We start from the raw sequence: 17333 nt of genomic DNA on the forward strand, positions 1-17333 counted from the left end.
CGTTCGACCTTTGCCGAGTGAGAATAAAGACGGCGTAGACGGAGCCAGGCTCTTGAGCGTCGCAGGGATCCCCCTCACCCGGCCTTACGGCCACCTCTCCCCCGCGAGGGGGGCGAGGGTTGGGAGCGGGCGGCCAAGAGAAACGCGGAACGTCGGGAGGCCGCTCGCGTCCTTGATCGGCGAGGGAGAGGGCTTACTTGCTCTTGATGAGCTTCTTGGCGTCGTGGAGGGTGCGGCGGACCCATCGGCTCATTTTCTCGGCGGGCATGAGGACCTTGCCTTTGAGGACTTCGTTGGGGCGGGCCTTGAAGATGGTGGTGTGGATGGTGCCGTCCCAGCCCTCGGGGGCCTGCTCGGTGTAGTAGTAACCGGCGAACGACTTGCGGGTGTTTCCCTGGGGGCACTTGACGGCGGTGACGCCGTGGTAGCTGATCTCGCTGGTGGCGAAGATCACGCAGCGGTTGAAGATCGGCGAGAAGGAGTGGTGGCAGACCTTGACCTTCTTGTCCCAGAGCTCGACGTTGCCGCCCCACTCGGGCTTCCAGTCCTTGTTGAAGTAGACCAGGATGTTCAGGCGGCGGTGCAGCTTCCGGTCGCGGATGTAGTTGAAGTCGACGTGAACGTCGAGGTGCCCCTGGGGGCCGGTCTGGTGCATTCCGCCGCCGACGAGCTTCGGATCGTCGAGCAGGTCGGGGATCTCGAAGATGTAGGAGAGATCGTCGCGGAACTCGGGAGAGGCGAGCAGGCGGTTCAGCTCGGCGATCGGCTCGGGGAACTTCGACGAGTCGGTGAGCTGGACCTTGCCGCGCTCGTTCAGGGCGGCGAACTCGCGGCCCATCGACGAGGCCTCTTCGTAGGTCGGGAAGGCGGCGAGCACCCGATTGGCGAAGTCTTCCTCAAGAAAGCCATCGATGCAGAGGCTCGGGAAGGGGGTCGCGTTGCGGACGCGATCGCGAAGGGCGTCGCGGTCGAACGGCTTGATGCTCATGGATGTGATGGCTCGTGGTGCCAGAGATCGAGGATTGAACGGAGTCGGGACAGGATTGGGGGAGGGACCGATCTCCCGCATCCTCCGATTGATCAGGGATACGGCGCTGCCCCACCGTTGGTGACGGCCGACTTCAAGCCTAATTCGCGGTGTCGGCGGTTGTCAAAGTGATTCGGGTTTCCTCCCGGGTCGTCAGCCCGGTGCCGGATCGATAGGGACGGTCGGACAAAGGAACAGGACGGGGGCTGATCCTCGTCGGTCCTTTTCGGTAAGATGGGCGATCCGCCAAAGCACCATTGCGTGAAGCATCGTTGAGGGAAGAGGCCATGCCGGTGTCTGTTGTTGCGTCCCGATCCATCCGGTCGATTGCGATAGGGTGGTTCGCCCTTCTGGGAGCCTTGCTTGGGGGGGCCGCTTCGGCGGGGGCGAATGGTTCGAAGCCGATCCAACTGGCGGAATCGCCTGCGCTATCTCCTGACGGCAAGACCCTGGTGTTTTCCTGGGCGGGCGATCTCTGGACCGTTTCGACCGAAGGAGGAACAGCGCGTCGGCTGACCTTCCATCCCGGCCTCGACACCGAACCGGCCTTTTCCCCCGACGGGGAGACGATCGCCTTCGTCTCGGACCGCGAAGACGGCCGGCAGGTCTATCGGATGCCCGCCTCGGGGGGTGTTCCGGTCCCCTTGACGGCTCATAGCGAGGGCTACCGCCTGGAAGGGTGGTCGCCCGACGGCCGGCAATTGCTGGTCAATGCCTCGCGGGACCACTTCTGGAGGCACGCCGAGCGGTTCTTTTTGATCAACGCCGAGGAGCGATCGGCCGAGCATCCGTTGTTCGACGCCTATGGCTCGGAGGGATCGCTCTCGCCCGACGGATCGACCTTGCTGTTTGTTCGGGAAGGGGTGGCCTGGTGGCGCAAGGGGTATCGCGGATCGCAGGACGCCCAGATCTGGAGCTATGATCGGGAGTCGGGCGCGTTCACCAAGGTGCTTGATCCCGAAGGGGGGGCCCGCTGGCCGCTCTGGAAGCCCGACGGCGAGGGATTTTACTACGTGGCCGAGCACAACGGGGCCTTGAACCTGAGGGAGCACGCGCTCGAATCAGGCGAGGACCGGGCCTTGACAAGCTTCGATGACGACTCGGTCGTCTTCCCGACCCTCTCGGCCGATGGCTCGACCCTGGTGTTTCGGCACCTGTTCGATCTCTACCGGATCGATCCGACCGCCGATCGGCCGAAGCCGGCGAAGATCGAGATCCAGCACGAGGCCGCGGCCCTGGTGCCTGAGTTGAGCCGGGTGAGCCTCGATCGCGCCTCGGAGGTCGCCTTTTCTCAGGATGGCCTGGAGATCGCCTTCATCGCCGGGGGGGATCTGTGGGTCATGGACACGGTCTTGAAGGAGCCGGTCCGGGTGACGAGCACTCCTGAGGAGGAGCGGTCGCCGGTCTTTGCGCCTGATGGCGAGTCGATCCTGTTCGTGAGCGACACCGAAGGGCAAACCGACCTCTGGCGGGCGACCCGCACCGACGACGAGCTGTTCTGGTGGCAGAATTCGGCGTTTGACCTGGAACGAGTCACGCAGGATGCCGCTGTTGAGTCTCGGCTGGAGTGGAGCCCCGAGGGGTCGAAGGTCGCCTTTGTGAAGGGCAACGGCGACCTGTGGATCATGGACGCCGACGGCTCGAATCCGAAGCGGATGCTCGAAGGCTGGAATGCCCCTCAGTTCTGCTGGTCGCCCGATGCGCAGTGGATCGCCTTCGCCCGAGACGACGACGAGTTCAACGCCGACGTCTGGATTGTGCCGATCGACGGTTCTCAGGAACCGTTCAACGTCTCGAAGCACCCGAGCAACGACGGCAACCCAGCCTGGTCTCCGGACGGGAAGATTCTGGCCTTCAGCGGAAATCGGGAGGTCGATGGCGAGGTGGACATTCATTTCGTCTTCCTCCGCCGTGAGGATGACGAACTGGGCCGCCGCGACCGGACGATCGAGGAAGCGATCGAGAAGATCCGCAAGGCCCGGAAGCAGAACGGCGGCCCCAACGGCAAGGCCGACACGCCAAAGGCCAACGGCACGCCCGACGACGAGACGGACGAGGAGAAGGATTCCGACGAGGAGGACGAGGAGAAGGAGTCGGACGAATCGGACGAGAAGGAGGAGACTCCGAAGGTCGTGATCGACTTCGACGACATCCACGAGCGGATTCGCCGGGTATCGATTCCGAACTCGTCGGAAGGGGGATTGTTCTGGTCTCCGGATTCGAAGCGGCTGGCCTTCCGGGCGAACATCGACGGTCAGTCGGGGACGTACACGATTGAGCCGACGGGGGAACTCGCTCCGAAGCGATTGTCGAGCGAGACGCTGGGCGATCCTCGATGGTTGAAACAAGGCGATCTGATTGTCGGTAATCTGGAAGGAGTTCCGACGAGCATCGCGGGGTCGGGCAACTCGGTGTCGAAGTCCACCTTCTCGGCCCAGCAGGAACTCGACCGGGCAGCCAAGTACGGCGCGGCCTTCGACATGGCCTGGCGAACGATGCGAGATCGGTGGTACGACGAGAACCTCAACAACCGCAACTGGGACGCGATCCGGCGGAAGTACCTGGATCTGGCGGCGTCGAGCGTCGATCGGTCGATGTTCGCCGAGGTCGTTCGCCTGATGCTCGGTGAGCTGAAAGGCTCGCACCTGGGCTTCTCGCCGAGGGGCAACGACACGATCGAGCCCCTCCGGGGGGACTGGAGCATCTCGACCGCCCACCTCGGAGTGCGGTTCGATCCTGAGCACAAGGGCCCGGGCTTGAAGGTCCGCGATGTGGTGCCGGGCGGTCCGGCTGATCAGACCCGATCGGCGATCAAGCCGGGAGAACTCATCGTCGCCATCGACGGCCAGACGGTTGATCCCGACATGGACCTGACCCAGGTGCTCAACGGCCCCCTGGCCCGAGACATCACGCTGATGGTCCAGAACGTCGAAGGGGAGGAACGCTCGGTGACCGTGCGGCCGATTTCCTTTGGCGCGGCCCGAGCGTTGCTCTACGACGCCTGGGTGAAGGGGAACCGTCAGGCGGTGGAGGAGGCCAGCGAAGGGAAACTCGGTTATCTGCACATCCGGGCGATGAACGGGGCGAGCTTCTCGAAGTTCCAGGAAGAGCTGTATTCGGCCGCCGCGGGCAAGGAGGGGCTGATCATCGACGTTCGGGAGAACGGCGGCGGCTCGACGGCCGACCTGTTGCTCACGAGCCTGACGCAGCCATTTCACGCGATCACCGTTCCCCGAGGGGGGAACCCGGGCTATCCTCAGGATCGCAAGGTCTTTGCCTCCTGGTCTCGGCCGATTGTCGTGCTCTGCAACCAGAACAGCTTCAGCAATGCCGAGATCTTCAGCCACGCGATCAAGACCCTCGGCCGAGGGCAACTGGTCGGCGTGCCGACGGCCGGAGGGGTGGTCAGCACGGGGGCGACCTCGATCATGGACCTCGGCACCCTTCGTCTCCCGTTCCGAGGGTGGTACGTGGCCGGAACCGGTGAAGACATGGAACTCAACGGCGCCGTGCCCGATGTGATCATCTGGCCCGAGCCCGGCGAATGGCCCCGAGGCGACGATCGCCAGCTGGCCGAGGCGATCGAGCGACTCAAGCAAGACGTCTCTGAAGCGAAGAACCAGCCACAACCCGAGCTTCGCAAGGCGAGCGAACGGTGAGTTTCCGTTTCTTGTCGCTCGGACCGCTCGGAGTGAGGTCCGGCCCTCGTCCGTTGGACGTCGGTCCTCCCCCCCGTTCTCAGTTTCACCAATCCTCCCTTACCCTGTTTCTTGACTCTCGAGAAAGGTCTTCACGTCGATGACTCTGAATTACGGTCCCCCCCTGCTCCGCCTGGTGTCTCTGGGGCTGCTGGTTGCGACGGTGTCTCCCGCCGTCGGGCAGGACGCGCTGCCCAAGGCGGAGGAGGTGCTTGCGAAGTCGATCGAGGCCACAGGAGGCGAGGCGGCCTACAAGGCGCTGAGCACCCGCAAGGTCACCGGCACGATTGAGTTCGTTGGTGCCGGTTTGAAGGGGAAGCTAAGCCTTGAGCAGCAAGCTCCGAACAGCATGAAGACGTCTCTGGAACTGGAGAACGTCGGCACATTCTTGCAAGGCACCGATGGAACGATTGCCTATGAGATCAACCCGGTCAGCGGTGAGCGGGTCCTCGAAGGGGCTGAGAAGGCGGCCTTCCTGCGTGAGGCAGCCTTTTACTCTGACCTCGAATGGCAGGACTACTACGAAGCGGCCGAGACCAAGGAGATCATGGAGGTTGACGGCACCAAGTGCTACGTGGTGGCCATGACCCCGAAGGAGGGTCGGGTCGAAACGCGGTTCTATGCCGTCGATTCGGGTCTGCTGGTGAAGTCTCGCCGGATCGTCGAGTCGCCGATGGGTGAGATTCCGGTCGAGTCGATCGTGAGCGACTACCGAGAGGTCGACGGCCTGAAGATTCCGTTCGTCAGCACCGAGGTGCTCCTTGGCCAGGAGGTGAAGACCACGATCCAGACCGTCGAGCATGGCGTGGACTTCCCGGAAGGCACCTTCGCCATTCCCGAGGCCATCAAGAACCGCGCTGGCGCTCGCTGAGCGATCGACGGCCAATGGCCCCAGCACGCTCAAGCCTGGGATGTTGCAGAAACGGCCGGGGAGCTCACAGCTCCTCGGCCGATTTTCGTTCCGAGGTCGCCCTGGTTTCTGAGTGTCGGGAGGATTGGTTCGAAGGGGAGCAAGGCCTGGCCCGGGATTTGCGGTTTCGTCGATCAGACATCCTGGGTTATCGAGTTCAATAAAAACGTTCCGACTGCCCGGGACCGTCTTCGGTCCGAGGCAGGAGTGGTATGCAATGACCTTTCGAGAATCGCTGGAGGAGCATCTCCGCGCGATCAAGTCGCGTGATCTGCCCTCTCTGATGATGACGCTCCCTGAGGGGGAGCTGACGCTGATTCGGCCCGATGGCCGGTGCCTTCGCTCGGTCGACGAGTATGTCGCCCTGTACCGTGACTGGTTCGCGTCCTCGACCTGGACGATCGAGACCCGGCTCGAAGAATTGACCGAGTGCGACGCCCTGGGCCTGGCGATTGTGCATGTGACGTACCGCGATGAGCCTCCCGACCGCGATCGGTGGCTGCAACGCGCGTTCCACACCTTCGCCTTTGCCCGAGAGGGCAGCCGGTGGGTCTTGATTCACGATCAGGCGACCCCCATCCAGCCCCTCGACTCACCGTGACAGGGAAAGAGACCATCGGGGGCGATCCTCGGTCGGCTGCTCTGGACGATCGAAGGGGTAAAGGGGCAAGATAGGGTCTTCGTTCCGTCTCGTGAATCACCGAGACCTGGCAACCGATGCGCGTCTGCACCCGCTCGGCACCGAAGCATCGGCCTCTGCGTTCGGCACCCCCAGAGCACCACCGAGATGCACCCAAGACACGCCTCCCTTTTCGCGATGGCCACCCTGGCCCTGGTCGCGTCGGTTTCGACCCTGAGCTTTGCTCAGAACGAGCCGAGGACCCCCCAGATTCCGGACCTGAAGGTCGAAACCTACACCTTGCCCAACGGCCTGGAGGTCATCCTTCACGAGGACCACACGACGCCAGTGGTCGCCGTGAACATCTGGTACAAGGTCGGCTCGAAGAACGAAGCCGAAGGACGCACCGGCTTCGCTCACCTGTTCGAGCACCTGATGTTCCAGGGCTCGGAGAATTACAACAACGAGTACTTCGCCCCGCTCGAACCGCTCGGCGCCCGGATCAACGGCAGCACGACGACGGACCGGACGAACTACTTTGAGACGGTCCCGAGCAACGCGCTGGAACTGGCGCTTTGGCTCGAAGCCGACCGCATGGGCTTTCTGCTGCCCGCATTGACCCAGGAGTCGCTCGACAACCAGCGCGACGTGGTCAAGAACGAGCGCCGGCAGCGAGTCGATAATGTCCCCTACGGTCAGGTCTCCGAACGGATGCTCGCGGCCCTCTACCCCGAGGGACACCCGTACCACCATAGCGTCATCGGCTCGATGGAGGACCTGTCGGCCGCTTCGCTCGAAGATGTGAAAAACTTCTTCCGTACCTATTACAATCCAAATAACGCCAGCCTGTGCATTGCGGGCGACTTTGACCCGGCCGAGGCCAAGCAGCTCGTCGAACGCTACTTCGGCGCGATTCCGAAAGGGCCGGAAGTCGAGCGGACCCCGCAACAGGTTCCCGAGCTGGAGGCCCCGGTGAATCTGGCGATCACCGACCGCGTCTCGTTGCCCCGCCTCTACCTGACCTGGCCGACCGTTCCCGAAGGCCATGAGGACGAGGAAGCGCTTAACGTGCTTTCCGCCGTGCTCGGTCAGCTTGACAAGGAAAGCCGCCTGGAAAAGGCCTTGATCTATGATGAGTCGGTCGCCAGTCAGGTGTTCGCGTACCACAGCACCGGGGCGGTCTCGGGCACCTTCAACGTGATCGCCACGGGCAAACCCGACAGTGACCTGAACGACCTGGCCGCCCGGATTGAGGCCGAAATCGAGCGACTCCAGCAAGACGGCCCGACCGAGGACGAGGTGATCAAGGCTCAGAACACGACCGAGAGCAGCCTGATCTTCGGGCTTCAGGCTGTTGGTACGCGGGCCGACTTCTTCAATGCCAACAACGTCGCCTTCGGCGATCCGCTCGCGTATCGGGAACAGTTGCAGAAGCTCTTTGACGTGCGTGCCGACGATGTCCGCCGCGTGGCTCAGAAGTATCTGACCCCCAACCGCGTTCGGATGGACGTGACCCCCGGCGCACCGACCGAGCGGGCCCCCGAGGTCTTCGTCAACGCTGCTCCGGTCGAAATCGTGCCGGATGATGAGCCGATCGTCGAGGAATTCGATCGCTCGATCATGCCGACCCTGGGCGACGCCCCTGAGTTCTCGCCGCCTCCCGTTGAGCGTCGGACGCTCGACAACGGCCTGGAATTGCTGGTGGTCAACCGCCCCGAACTGCCGATCCTGACCCTTCAGCTGGTAGTCAAGGGAGGGGCCACGCTCGTTCCCGAAGGTCAGGACGGCGTGGCCGAGCTGACGGCAAACCTGCTCACCGAAGGGACGGCGACCCGAGACGCCCAGGAACTAGCCGGTGAGCTGTCTCGCCTCGGAGCGTCGATCAGCGCCTCGGCGGGCATGGAGCAGATGGGCGTCTCGCTCTCGACCCTGACGAAGCATACCGACGCGGCCTTGGCGCTGTTTGCCGATGTCGTCCTGAATCCTGCCTTCCGCGAGAGCGACCTGGAACGGCAGCGGGCGTTGCTCCTTTCCGGTCTGCTCCGTCGCCGGGATAGTGCCGAGGGGATTGCCTCGCTCGTCTTCCCGAGCCTGCTCTATGGAGACGATCACCCGTACGGCCGCCAGGTCTCCGGAACGCTGGAGACGGTGCCGGCGATTTCCAGAGAGGATATCGTCGCGTTCCACTCCCGTTTGTTCCGGCCGAACAATGCGGCGTTGATCGTCGTCGGCGACACGACGGCCGATGCGATCATCGAACGGCTCGGCCAGGCAGCCATCGGCGACTGGAAGGCGGGCGACGCCCCTTCACTTTCGCTTCCGAATCCGGAGCCGGCTCCGAAGGATACGCTTTACGTGGTCGACCGTCCCGAGTCGGCGCAATCGGTGCTGGCGGTTGGCCAGATCGGTCTCTCGCGTGATACGCCCGACTACTTCCCGGTCACCTTGATGAACGCCGTGCTCGGCGGCCAGTTCTCCAGCCGGATCAACCTGAACTTGCGCGAGGACAAGGGCTACACGTACGGCGCCCGGACCTCCTTCTCGTTCCGACGAGGCCCCGGCCCCTTCTCGGCCAGCACCTCGGTTCAGACGGCCGTCACGGCCCCGGCTCTGGTTGAGCTGTACAAGGAGCTGACCGAGATTCGAGGCGATCGCCCCGTGACCGAGAAGGAACTGGCCGATGCGAAGGGCCGACTGATCCTTGGCTTCCCCGGCGACTTCGAGACGACCGGCGGCGTGGCCTCTCAGGTGGTGGATCTGGTGCTTTACAACCTGCCCGACGACTACTTCACCACCTATCAGGACAAGGTCGAAGCCGTCACTCCTGAGCAGGTCCAGCAGGCCGCCCAAACACACCTGATCCCCGACCGCATGACCCTGCTGGTCGTTGGAGACGTTGATGCCATCGCCTCCTCGCTGGAGGAGCTTCCCTTCGTTCCCTCCCTGACGCAGCTTGACCCCGACGGCAACCCCGTCGAGCCTGCCGCCACGGGCGCGGGTGAGGAGCGCTAATCGAACGAGCCGAGATCTGGTTCCACGGGGTGGCCGAACCGTGCGCTCTGACGGGAGTGCACGGTTCGACACCCTTGTTATTGAACGTGTAATTCGGTAAAAAACTACGCTGCCCTTTGCTCTGCGTTGGATGGCAGCCCGAGGAATGATTCTGATCCTTGATCTTTCGAATCATTCACCTCAGCTTGCTCCGAACGAATCGATTGATCGACGTTTCCAACCGTGATTGGAAGGGTCGAGCCGTTCGCCTCGTGATGTCTCGGGCGCGCGTGTTGAGCGATCGGCCGGGCTTTGCCGGTCGCGAGATGCGTCGACCCCCGCTCGATGATCTTGAGCAAGCGTGAACCTTCACCATGTCCTGAGAGGACCTGATGCGAAACGATTGGAGTCGAAAGCTTCAAACTGCGGTGCTGATGAGCCTGGGAATCGCGAGCCTGGGTCTCAGCATTGGTTGTGATAATCCTCAATTCGAGGCGGGCACCGTTAAGGTCGATCCTCGAGGTCAAGAGGCCGAACCCGAGGCCCCTGCCCCGATTGACCCGAGCACGCGAGAAACCTCTGAAGGCGGTGAACGCTAACAGCGGTCCGTACGTTCCCACCAAGCGATCGCTGATCCTTTTCTCGGAACCGCGCTGGGCCTACCTCTCCTCCTCCTCTCCCCTCAGGCTCTGGGCTACCGTGGCATCGCTGACTTGCATTCGTTCGATTCGTTCCCACCCTGATCGCCTATTTTGAGAGGATATCCTGACCATGAGGATCTTGCTGAAGCACGCCGATCGCTCGCGAGAGCGACGAGCGTTTACCCTGATTGAACTGCTGGTCGTCATTGCCATTATCGGCGTCTTGATTGCGTTGCTCTTGCCTGCTGTTCAGTCGGCGCGTGAGGCCGCGCGGCGTGCCCAGTGCACGAATAACCTGAAGCAGCTTGCACTGGCCTTGCACAATTATGTTGATGTCAATTCGGTGTTCCCGGCCAGTGCCCTGAATGTCCGAGACTGGCCTTCGGCCACGCTCACGCGAGAGAACACCAGCGTTTTCGTCCGTCTGGCGCCTTACATCGAGCAACAGAATGTGTACAACTCGATGAACTTCAACCTGCGCTGGATCCACGGCGAGAATACGACGGTTGCCGGTGCGGGTAACTCGGTGCTGTGGTGCCCCAGCGATGGAGAGGTGTCGAATACCCAGGGGATTACCGGGATTTACCGCGTTCCTTCGGGAACCGTGGTCCCTCAGGCGTACACGAGCTATGCGGCGAGTGTGGGAACGTGGTACCTCCGCCTCAGCCCGAGCGCCGACGGTGCCCTGTATGCCGGCAGGAAGAACAGCCTGAACGGCGTGATTTTCCACGATTCCACCGTTTCCATGGCTGATATTCGCGACGGTACAAGCAACACCATCGTGATGGGAGAGCACGGGCACGCGTATCTTGATGCCGCGTCCATCAACTCATATCACTTCTGGAACTCGGGATTCCACCAGGACACGATGTTCGAGTCGTACCACCCGATCAACCCGCATCGTCGAGGGATTACGGGGCTGAGCAGCGCCTTTCCTCGTCAGGCATCGAGCTTTCACCCCGGCGGTGCGATGTTTGCCTTTGCCGACGGGTCGGTCAAGTTCCTGAAGGACACGATCGACTCCTGGACGATTGACCCCGCGACGGGAGATCCGGTCGGCACGGCCTGGGATAGCTCGGTCCGTCATTACCGGTTTGTTCCGGGGGCCCGGATTCCGGTCTACCAGGCCTTGACCACGCGCAAGGGTGGCGAGGTAATCAGCGCAGACCAGTTCTGAGCGGTTCGGACGTCTGCGAAGGGCATGCCTTCGAGGCAGAGTCGGAGGCATGCCGTTGTCGAAATGCTCGAACACGTCCAACGTTGATCAGGACGAGCGGGGAGGTTCCCTGGAGAATCTAGGGAGACCTTCGGGGATCGACGTGGACGATCGCACGTTCCATCAAGTCTCGCCCCGCCTCCAGTGCTCGGCGTTGCCAGGAGGGATCGGCGGGAATGAATGCCTCGCGGAGGCGAGCGACGGCCTGCCGTCTGGCGGGGCTGTTGTGATCGGCGAAGTGGAAGGCCTGATTCTCGGCCCGAAGCGCGGAAAGCACGGTGATCGCCGGATAGGTGCCAAACTCGGCGCAGGCGTAATCGTAAGTGCATCGACCGACGCCGAAGCGGTGGGCACACCAATCGCCCAGTGATCCGCGTGTCTGGTAAGCGACTCCGTCGGCATCCATCGGCGAAAGGCGATCGGTGCCGAACGTCTCGACAAATCGACGGCAGGTGGGAGACGATCGCGGTGCGTGGATCAGGAGGGTCTCGGTGTTCCAGGGGCCAAGACCGGTATGAACATCGAGGTGAATGACTCGCCGAGCGGGTTCGATCAGCGCGGGGAGATGATTTTCCAGGATGCGGGACGTGAGCGATGCCCCGTGTCCGCCGAAGAAGAGGCCGCGAGGGTAATCGTACTGGCCTCCGGCAATCGCCTGTTTCACCGCCGGCATGCCGTAGCGTGAGCGAGTCCACAAGGCCCGAGGCTGAAACGTCAGGGCATCCCAAGGGCCCGGAGGCGCTGCCGGGTTAAGCAGTGGATCGAGCGTTCCGTAGAGGGGAGGGCTGCCCTGGTAGGGTTCCCCCGGTTGGAGAAAGTTGCGGTTCAGATCGATATTCTCGGCGTCAAACCGCCTGCCGGTGGCGAAGCCGAACGGATTGAGGGCGTGGATCATCAGGATCGCCACCCCGGAGGGAAGCTGACGCGGGCCGTTTCCTTCGAGCCAGCGCGACTGGATGGCCGAGCCGAGCGGCCCCTCGACGCCATGCAGGCCGCTCGACAGGAAGACCAGACCCTCTGCGTCCTCGGGACCGAGGCGTGCGGTGTCGATCGTCAGATCGTCTTCCACCGGGCCGAGAGTCCAGGAGTCGCTCGCGGCTCCGGCCTGGATCGCGGCTCGGCGGAACCGATCGCGAGCGGCGGTGTAATCGGTCGAGATCGGAGCGTCGCGGTGACTGAGCATGGCGATTGCCCTCAAAGAATCAGCATCGCATCGCCGTAGCTATAAAAGCGATAGCGTTGATGGACGGCCTCGGCATACGCGTTCCGGATCAGCTCGACCCCCGCAAGGGCAGAGACGAGGACGAGCAAGCTGCTTCTCGGGAGGTGGAAATTGGTGATGAGGGAATCGACCCCCCGGATGGGAACTCCGGGATGGAGATAGATGTTTGTCTGGCCGGTGTAGGGGCGAAAGGTCCCGCTCTCGTCCACACAGGTTTCGAGCACTCGCGTGGCCGTGGTGCCGACGGCGACAATCCGACCGCCGGCCGACCGTCTTGCGTTGAGCCGCCTGGACACGGCGGGAGAGAGAGAGACCCATTCGGCGTGCAGTTCGTGATCCTCGATCCGGTCGGCCTTGATCGGGCGGAAGGTGCCAGGTCCGACGTGTAAGGTCAGATCGGCCACCTCGACATCAAGCGAACGAATTCGATCAAAGATGCCTCCCGTGAAGTGAAGCCCCGCCGTCGGCGCGGCGACCGAACCGGGGGCCGAGGCATAAACGGTCTGGTAACGCTCGCGGTCTTCGGGGGTGTCGGCTTCGCGGTGGATGTAAGGTGGCAGCGGAATGTGGCCGTAGGAGTCGAGCAGGTCGAACGTTGGTCGGAGGTCGAGAGCTCTGGCGAGCCAGTGGCCGTCGTCGAGTCGTTCGAGCAGTTGCAGGCGCAAGCCGCCATCGATCAGAATGTGCTCCCCCGGTTGAGGACGGCCGCGGGTCTGGGTCATCAGTTCCCAGACGTTGCGATCGTGCTCGCGGAGGTAGAGCCCTTCCCATCGCCCGCCGGTGGCTTCGCGGCGGCCGAGCAACCGTGCGGGCACGACCTTCGAATCATTCCGCACGAGAATGTCGCCCGTGCGGAGCAGGTCAGGAACGTCGGCGAAAACCCGGTGCTCGATCGTCCCTGAGTCTCGATGGACGACCATCAAGCGTGACTGGTCGCGACGGTCGGCCGGGTGCTGGGCGATCAGGTCATTGGGCAGGTGAAAGTCGAAATCGTGGGTATGCATGAGTGGTCAGGACGCTCCAGCCTCGATCTCCTCGAACGTCTGGTTTCCGATCGGATAGGAGGCCCAATCCTTGAAGTCAAAATGCCACCATTCGTTGTTGATGACGGTGAACCCCTGCGCTTCCATCGCCCGACGCAGCAAGCGCCGATGCCATCGCTGACGAGACGTGCCGCCGAAGTAATGCGCCCCACCTCGATCGGAGAACTCGTCGTAGCCGCCAACCATCGAAACGGGTTTGCCCGTGGATCGATCATAGAGTGTGAGGTCGACGGCGCAGCCCCGGTTGTGTTTCGACCCGCTGGCGGGATTGGCGACGAACCCGCGCGATTCTTCGGGGGTTGCGTCGTAAAACATCTTCGTGACGTACCAGGGGCGGTAGGCGTCGTGAATCAAGAGCCCGTAGCCGAGCGGTTCGAGCGCCTGGTGGACCCGCACCAGGGCCTCGGCCGCCGGCCGCTGCATGAAGGCACGAGGCGACGAGTAAAACGGGGTGCCGAGAAAATTGTTATCGGTCGCGTAGCGAATGTCGAGCTGGATGGTCGGATCGAGTGTTGTCAAATCAACAAGATCGGAATCATGGAAGGGGCCTTGTTCCAGGGGGGGGGATGCGTTGAGCGCTTCGGGCAACAGCGAGGCGACCGGTCGAATCGGGTCGACTCGAAAGGTTGAACCATCCTCGCCGTCAATCGGCCGACGCTCGAAGACGACGCTTTCTCCCAGGATGGCACGATGGGCCTTGCCTGCGTCGTCTCGCTCAAAGCGGAGTGTCTCGTCATGGTACAATCCCGTCAGAGGGAACGCATAGGTGTCTGCCTCGATTGGTTCGAGCGGGTAAAGAAAGAACCACTCGATCAGGGCGTAAAGCATTCCTTCGCGTTCGAGGATGTAAAGGATGTTATGATCCCATCCGTATTCGCCGATCAGTCCCATCCAGTCCTCAGGAGCGGGCGGAAGGGGCTCGTCGTCGGGCAATTTGCGGTAGGTGGTCCCGTTGAGTGTCAGGGTGTCACCGTCCCGGGTGATGGTTTCGCCGTGGGCGAGAATGGGACCGTCAAGGATGAGCGTGTTTCCTTCAGTTTCGGCCACCGATCGCAGCTCAAGCAGGAAACCACTCCGGGCGGGCATCAGAAGCAGGCGATTGCCACGATCGAGCAGTTCGATGACGCGGTCGGGATGATCCTCGTCCTGATACCGGCCTCGAAGCTTCTGGGCGAGTCCTTCGGGAAGGGGATCGGAGCGGGGAAGCTCAGGGAGCGGTTCCCCGTCCTTCAGGGCGAGCAGGGTTTTCAAGGCGAGGTCGGCAATCGTGCCCACGTCTGCAACATCGAGTGATGCCGACACGGCAACGCCAAGTTTTTTCTCGGGCAAGGCGGCCAGCTCGGTAGCGAAGCCGTAGACGGCGCCACCGTGGCCGATCCGTCGATGCCCGTTCCACTCGCTGACCGCGAAACCGAGGCCAAAGCGTCCCTTCGGGTCAAACTGAGGTTCGAACATCTGGGTCAGCGTCTCGCCCTTGAGGATCGAGCTGGTCTCGGTTTGGCCGTCCCGAAAGAGGGTGATGAGGAACCGGCCCAGGTCGGGCATTGAGGCGTACAGACTGCCTGCCGGAGCGTAGCCGAGCGCAAAGTCAGGGGCGGAGAATCGTCGGCCGTCGTAACCCCACATGATCGCTCGCGCAAGCCTGGATTCGATCTCCGGTGTGCGCTCGAAGTCGCTGGACGACATGCCCATTGGTTGCAAGAGTCTGGATCGGATGACCTCTGCAAAGGGCTTCCCTGCAACCCGTTCGACCACCAGGCCGACGACACCGAGCCCGGCGTTCGAGTACTTTGTTTTTGATTCGGGAGCGATTGGCAAGCGTGTCTGATTCAAGCTGGCAACGGTTTCGGCCAGGGTTGGCTCGTCGGGGTCGAAATAATGGCCGACGGGAGGCTCGCGCACCAGGCCGGCGCGATGGCTCATTAGCTGTCGAAGGGTGATCGGAGTGTCGAACGGGTTCTCCGGGGCGAACTCGGGCAAGGCGTCGGTGAGGGGAGCATTGAGGTCAAGGTCTCCGGTCTCGACGAGTTGCATCGCCGCCAGGTCGGTGAACAGCTTGGAGACGGAGCCGACGCGGTAGATGGTTTCGGCCGTGGCGGGGGTGCCTTGCTCCGGGTCAGCCAGGCCGAAGCCGCGTGCCCAGATGATCTGGTCGCCGTCGACGAGGGCGATCGACAGGGCGGGAATCTCCTTCTGCTCGACCTCTCGGGTGATGAAGGCTTCGAGGGCCGCGGTCGCCTCGGCCGTCATGGGTGCATGAGGGCCGATGGCCTCCTGAGCCATGACGGGAGAAATCGCGAGCGCGAGGAGAATCACGACCAGACGCGACATGTTCAACGGCTCCGTGGGCAAGGGTAAAGCGCAACGACGACCTGATTATGACGGAAGTGGCAAGGCGGGGGGAGGCCTTCAGCGGTCGTCCCCAATGATTAACAGGGCGATTTGAGCGGGATGACTCAAGACGATCGACGTGTTGGCGAAGTACAATCGATCGATCTCCGCGAGCAATCCGCCCGGCTCGTCTGTCTTCATTTTGACAAGGGTTCAACCTCCATGCTTCGACCGAACCGCTTGCTGTCCGTTCTGGGTGTCCTGGGAACTCTGGTCGTTCCGCTCTCCCTCAGAGCACAGGAGCCGGTCGCCGAGGCCCGTTCCGCCGAGGCTGCCGCCGAGCCCAAACCGTCCAGACTGACCGAGGAAGAGGCTCGTCTGAATCTCGAATCGTTCGACATCGTCTGGGAAACGATCCGCGACAAGCATTTCGACCCCGAGCTCAATGGTGTCGACTGGCCCGCCGTTCGCGAAGAACTCCGGCCGAAGATGGCTGAGGCCGAAACCATGGACGAGGCGAGGGACACGCTTCAAGAAATGGTGAAGCGGCTGAATCAATCGCATTTCGGGATCATTTCCCGATCGGTGTACGACGCGATCGACGGCGACGACGCCGAATCGACTGGTGACGGTGCGAGCGGCCTGCACATCCGGGCGGTGGACGGCGAAGCCCTGGTGGTGCTGGTCGAACCTGGCTCTCCGGCCGAAGAGGCCGGTATCAAGGCCGGATGGGTGGTGGAGCAGGTCGAGGGAAAGCCGGTTGCCCCCGTGCTGGAGAAGGTGGCCGAGGCGTACAACGACTCCACCCAGCACGATCTCTACGCCTCTCGGGTGGTCGAGCGCCGACTTGGCGGGCCGACCGGTTCGGAGCGTGTGATCACCTTCCGCGATGGCGAGGGTGAGCAGGTGGAGCGAACACTCACCCTGGCTCGTCCCCGAGGGACGGTTGCGCGGTTTGGCAACCTGCCGCCGATGACGGTTTACTTCGAAACACGCAAGGTGGATGAAACAATCCCGTATGTTCACTGGAGTGCGTTCTTTGATCCGGCATCTCTCATTCCCAAAATCGGTGAGGCGATGACCGGGCAACCCGACGCGCCGGGCCTGATTCTCGACCTGCGAGGCAATCCTGGTGGAATCGGCGCGATGGCCATGGGCATTTGTGGCTGGTTGATTGATGAGTCGGGCTCGAAGCTCGGCACCATGACGACCCGCGATACAAACCTGAACTTTGTCGTCTTCCCGAGAGCCGAGACCTTCCCGGGGCCGGTGGCGGTGCTGGTGGATGGCTGCTCGGCCTCGACCTCCGAGATTTTCGCTGGCGGCCTTCAGGACCTTGGCCGCGCCCGGGTCTTCGGCTCTCGGACAGCGGGGGCGGCCTTGCCCTCCGTTGTGGTGAAGCTCCCCAACGGCGACGGCTTTCAGTACGCCTTTGCCAACTATGTGTCGGCCAGCGGAGCGACCCTTGAGGGAACTGGGGTGATCCCCGATCAGGAGGTCTGGCCGTCTCGCGAGGCCTTGCTCTCGGGTGGCGATCCGGCACTCGACGCCGCCGTCGACTGGATCCGCGCTCAGCCCGGCGAATAACGAGTCGGCCGATTGGGGTCGGAAAATTACGCATGACAGAGCGAGGAC

General features: G+C 62.8%; 10 protein-coding genes. 6 read left to right on the forward strand and 4 right to left on the reverse strand.

The genetic code is table 11. The annotated features are described in order from the left end of the window. Nucleotides 1–193 precede the first annotated feature (193 nt). Nucleotides 194–988, reverse strand: a complete 795-nt coding sequence (locus HG800_RS12075) for a 2OG-Fe(II) oxygenase (protein ID WP_169976888.1) — start codon at nt 986–988, stop codon at nt 194–196. A gap of 326 nt (nt 989–1314) precedes the next feature. Here HG800_RS12075 and HG800_RS12080 point away from each other — a divergent pair, with 326 nt between their 5' ends. The 5 genes from HG800_RS12080 to HG800_RS12100 all read left to right on the forward strand — a co-directional run bounded on the left by HG800_RS12080 (nt 1315) and on the right by HG800_RS12100 (nt 11063). After that, nucleotides 1315–4686 carry a S41 family peptidase gene (locus HG800_RS12080; protein ID WP_169976889.1) on the forward strand — a complete coding sequence of 1124 codons (3372 nt, stop codon included), beginning with the start codon at nt 1315–1317 and terminating at the stop codon, nt 4684–4686. A 139-nt stretch (nt 4687–4825) separates the two neighbouring features. After that, entirely contained in the window at nt 4826–5596 is a 771-nt protein-coding gene (locus tag HG800_RS12085) for a hypothetical protein (RefSeq protein WP_169976890.1), read from the forward strand. A 256-nt stretch (nt 5597–5852) separates the two neighbouring features. Next, nucleotides 5853–6236, forward strand: coding sequence for a nuclear transport factor 2 family protein (locus HG800_RS12090; protein ID WP_169976891.1), 384 nt, complete (start codon nt 5853–5855; stop codon nt 6234–6236). A 186-nt stretch (nt 6237–6422) separates the two neighbouring features. Then, entirely contained in the window at nt 6423–9266 is a 2844-nt protein-coding gene (locus HG800_RS12095) for a M16 family metallopeptidase (protein WP_235963639.1), read from the forward strand. A gap of 750 nt (nt 9267–10016) precedes the next feature. Then, complete coding sequence (locus HG800_RS12100) at nt 10017–11063, forward strand: DUF1559 domain-containing protein (protein WP_169976892.1); 1047 nt, start codon at nt 10017–10019, stop codon at nt 11061–11063. A 118-nt stretch (nt 11064–11181) separates the two neighbouring features. On the opposite strand, the gene HG800_RS12105 is transcribed toward HG800_RS12100, so the two are convergent. The 3 genes from HG800_RS12105 to HG800_RS12115 are packed head-to-tail and all read right to left on the reverse strand — an operon-like array spanning nt 11182 to nt 15698. Continuing rightward, nucleotides 11182–12285, reverse strand: a complete 1104-nt coding sequence (locus tag HG800_RS12105) for a M14 family metallopeptidase (RefSeq protein WP_169976893.1) — start codon at nt 12283–12285, stop codon at nt 11182–11184. A gap of 11 nt (nt 12286–12296) precedes the next feature. Further along, the gene (queA, locus tag HG800_RS12110) at nt 12297–13328 is read right to left on the reverse strand and encodes a tRNA preQ1(34) S-adenosylmethionine ribosyltransferase-isomerase QueA (protein ID WP_169976894.1); all 1032 of its coding nucleotides are present in this window, start codon (nt 13326–13328) and stop codon (nt 12297–12299) included. Nucleotides 13329–13334: 6 nt separating this feature from the next. Beyond that, nucleotides 13335–15698, reverse strand: a complete 2364-nt coding sequence (locus tag HG800_RS12115; RefSeq protein ID WP_169976895.1) for a serine hydrolase — start codon at nt 15696–15698, stop codon at nt 13335–13337. A gap of 222 nt (nt 15699–15920) precedes the next feature. Here HG800_RS12115 and HG800_RS12120 point away from each other — a divergent pair, with 222 nt between their 5' ends. Then, entirely contained in the window at nt 15921–17285 is a 1365-nt protein-coding gene (locus tag HG800_RS12120) for a S41 family peptidase (protein ID WP_169976896.1), read from the forward strand. Nucleotides 17286–17333 lie beyond the last annotated feature (48 nt).

The sequence above is a fragment of the Tautonia rosea genome, assembly GCF_012958305.1.
GTDB lineage: Bacteria > Planctomycetota > Planctomycetia > Isosphaerales > Isosphaeraceae > Tautonia > Tautonia rosea.

What these genes read in the sequence shown, in the direction of transcription:
- HG800_RS12075 (WP_169976888.1), bottom strand. Translation starts at nt 988, where the DNA reads ATGAGCATCAAGCCGTTCGACCGCGACGCCCTTCGCGATCGCGTCCGC.
- HG800_RS12080 (WP_169976889.1), top strand. Translation starts at nt 1,315, where the DNA reads ATGCCGGTGTCTGTTGTTGCGTCCCGATCCATCCGGTCGATTGCGATA.
- HG800_RS12085 (WP_169976890.1), top strand. Translation starts at nt 4,826, where the DNA reads ATGACTCTGAATTACGGTCCCCCCCTGCTCCGCCTGGTGTCTCTGGGG.
- HG800_RS12090 (WP_169976891.1), top strand. Translation starts at nt 5,853, where the DNA reads ATGACCTTTCGAGAATCGCTGGAGGAGCATCTCCGCGCGATCAAGTCG.
- HG800_RS12095 (WP_235963639.1), top strand. Translation starts at nt 6,423, where the DNA reads ATGCACCCAAGACACGCCTCCCTTTTCGCGATGGCCACCCTGGCCCTG.
- HG800_RS12100 (WP_169976892.1), top strand. Translation starts at nt 10,017, where the DNA reads ATGAGGATCTTGCTGAAGCACGCCGATCGCTCGCGAGAGCGACGAGCG.
- HG800_RS12105 (WP_169976893.1), bottom strand. Translation starts at nt 12,285, where the DNA reads ATGCTCAGTCACCGCGACGCTCCGATCTCGACCGATTACACCGCCGCT.
- queA (WP_169976894.1), bottom strand. Translation starts at nt 13,328, where the DNA reads ATGCATACCCACGATTTCGACTTTCACCTGCCCAATGACCTGATCGCC.
- HG800_RS12115 (WP_169976895.1), bottom strand. Translation starts at nt 15,698, where the DNA reads ATGTCGCGTCTGGTCGTGATTCTCCTCGCGCTCGCGATTTCTCCCGTC.
- HG800_RS12120 (WP_169976896.1), top strand. Translation starts at nt 15,921, where the DNA reads ATGCTTCGACCGAACCGCTTGCTGTCCGTTCTGGGTGTCCTGGGAACT.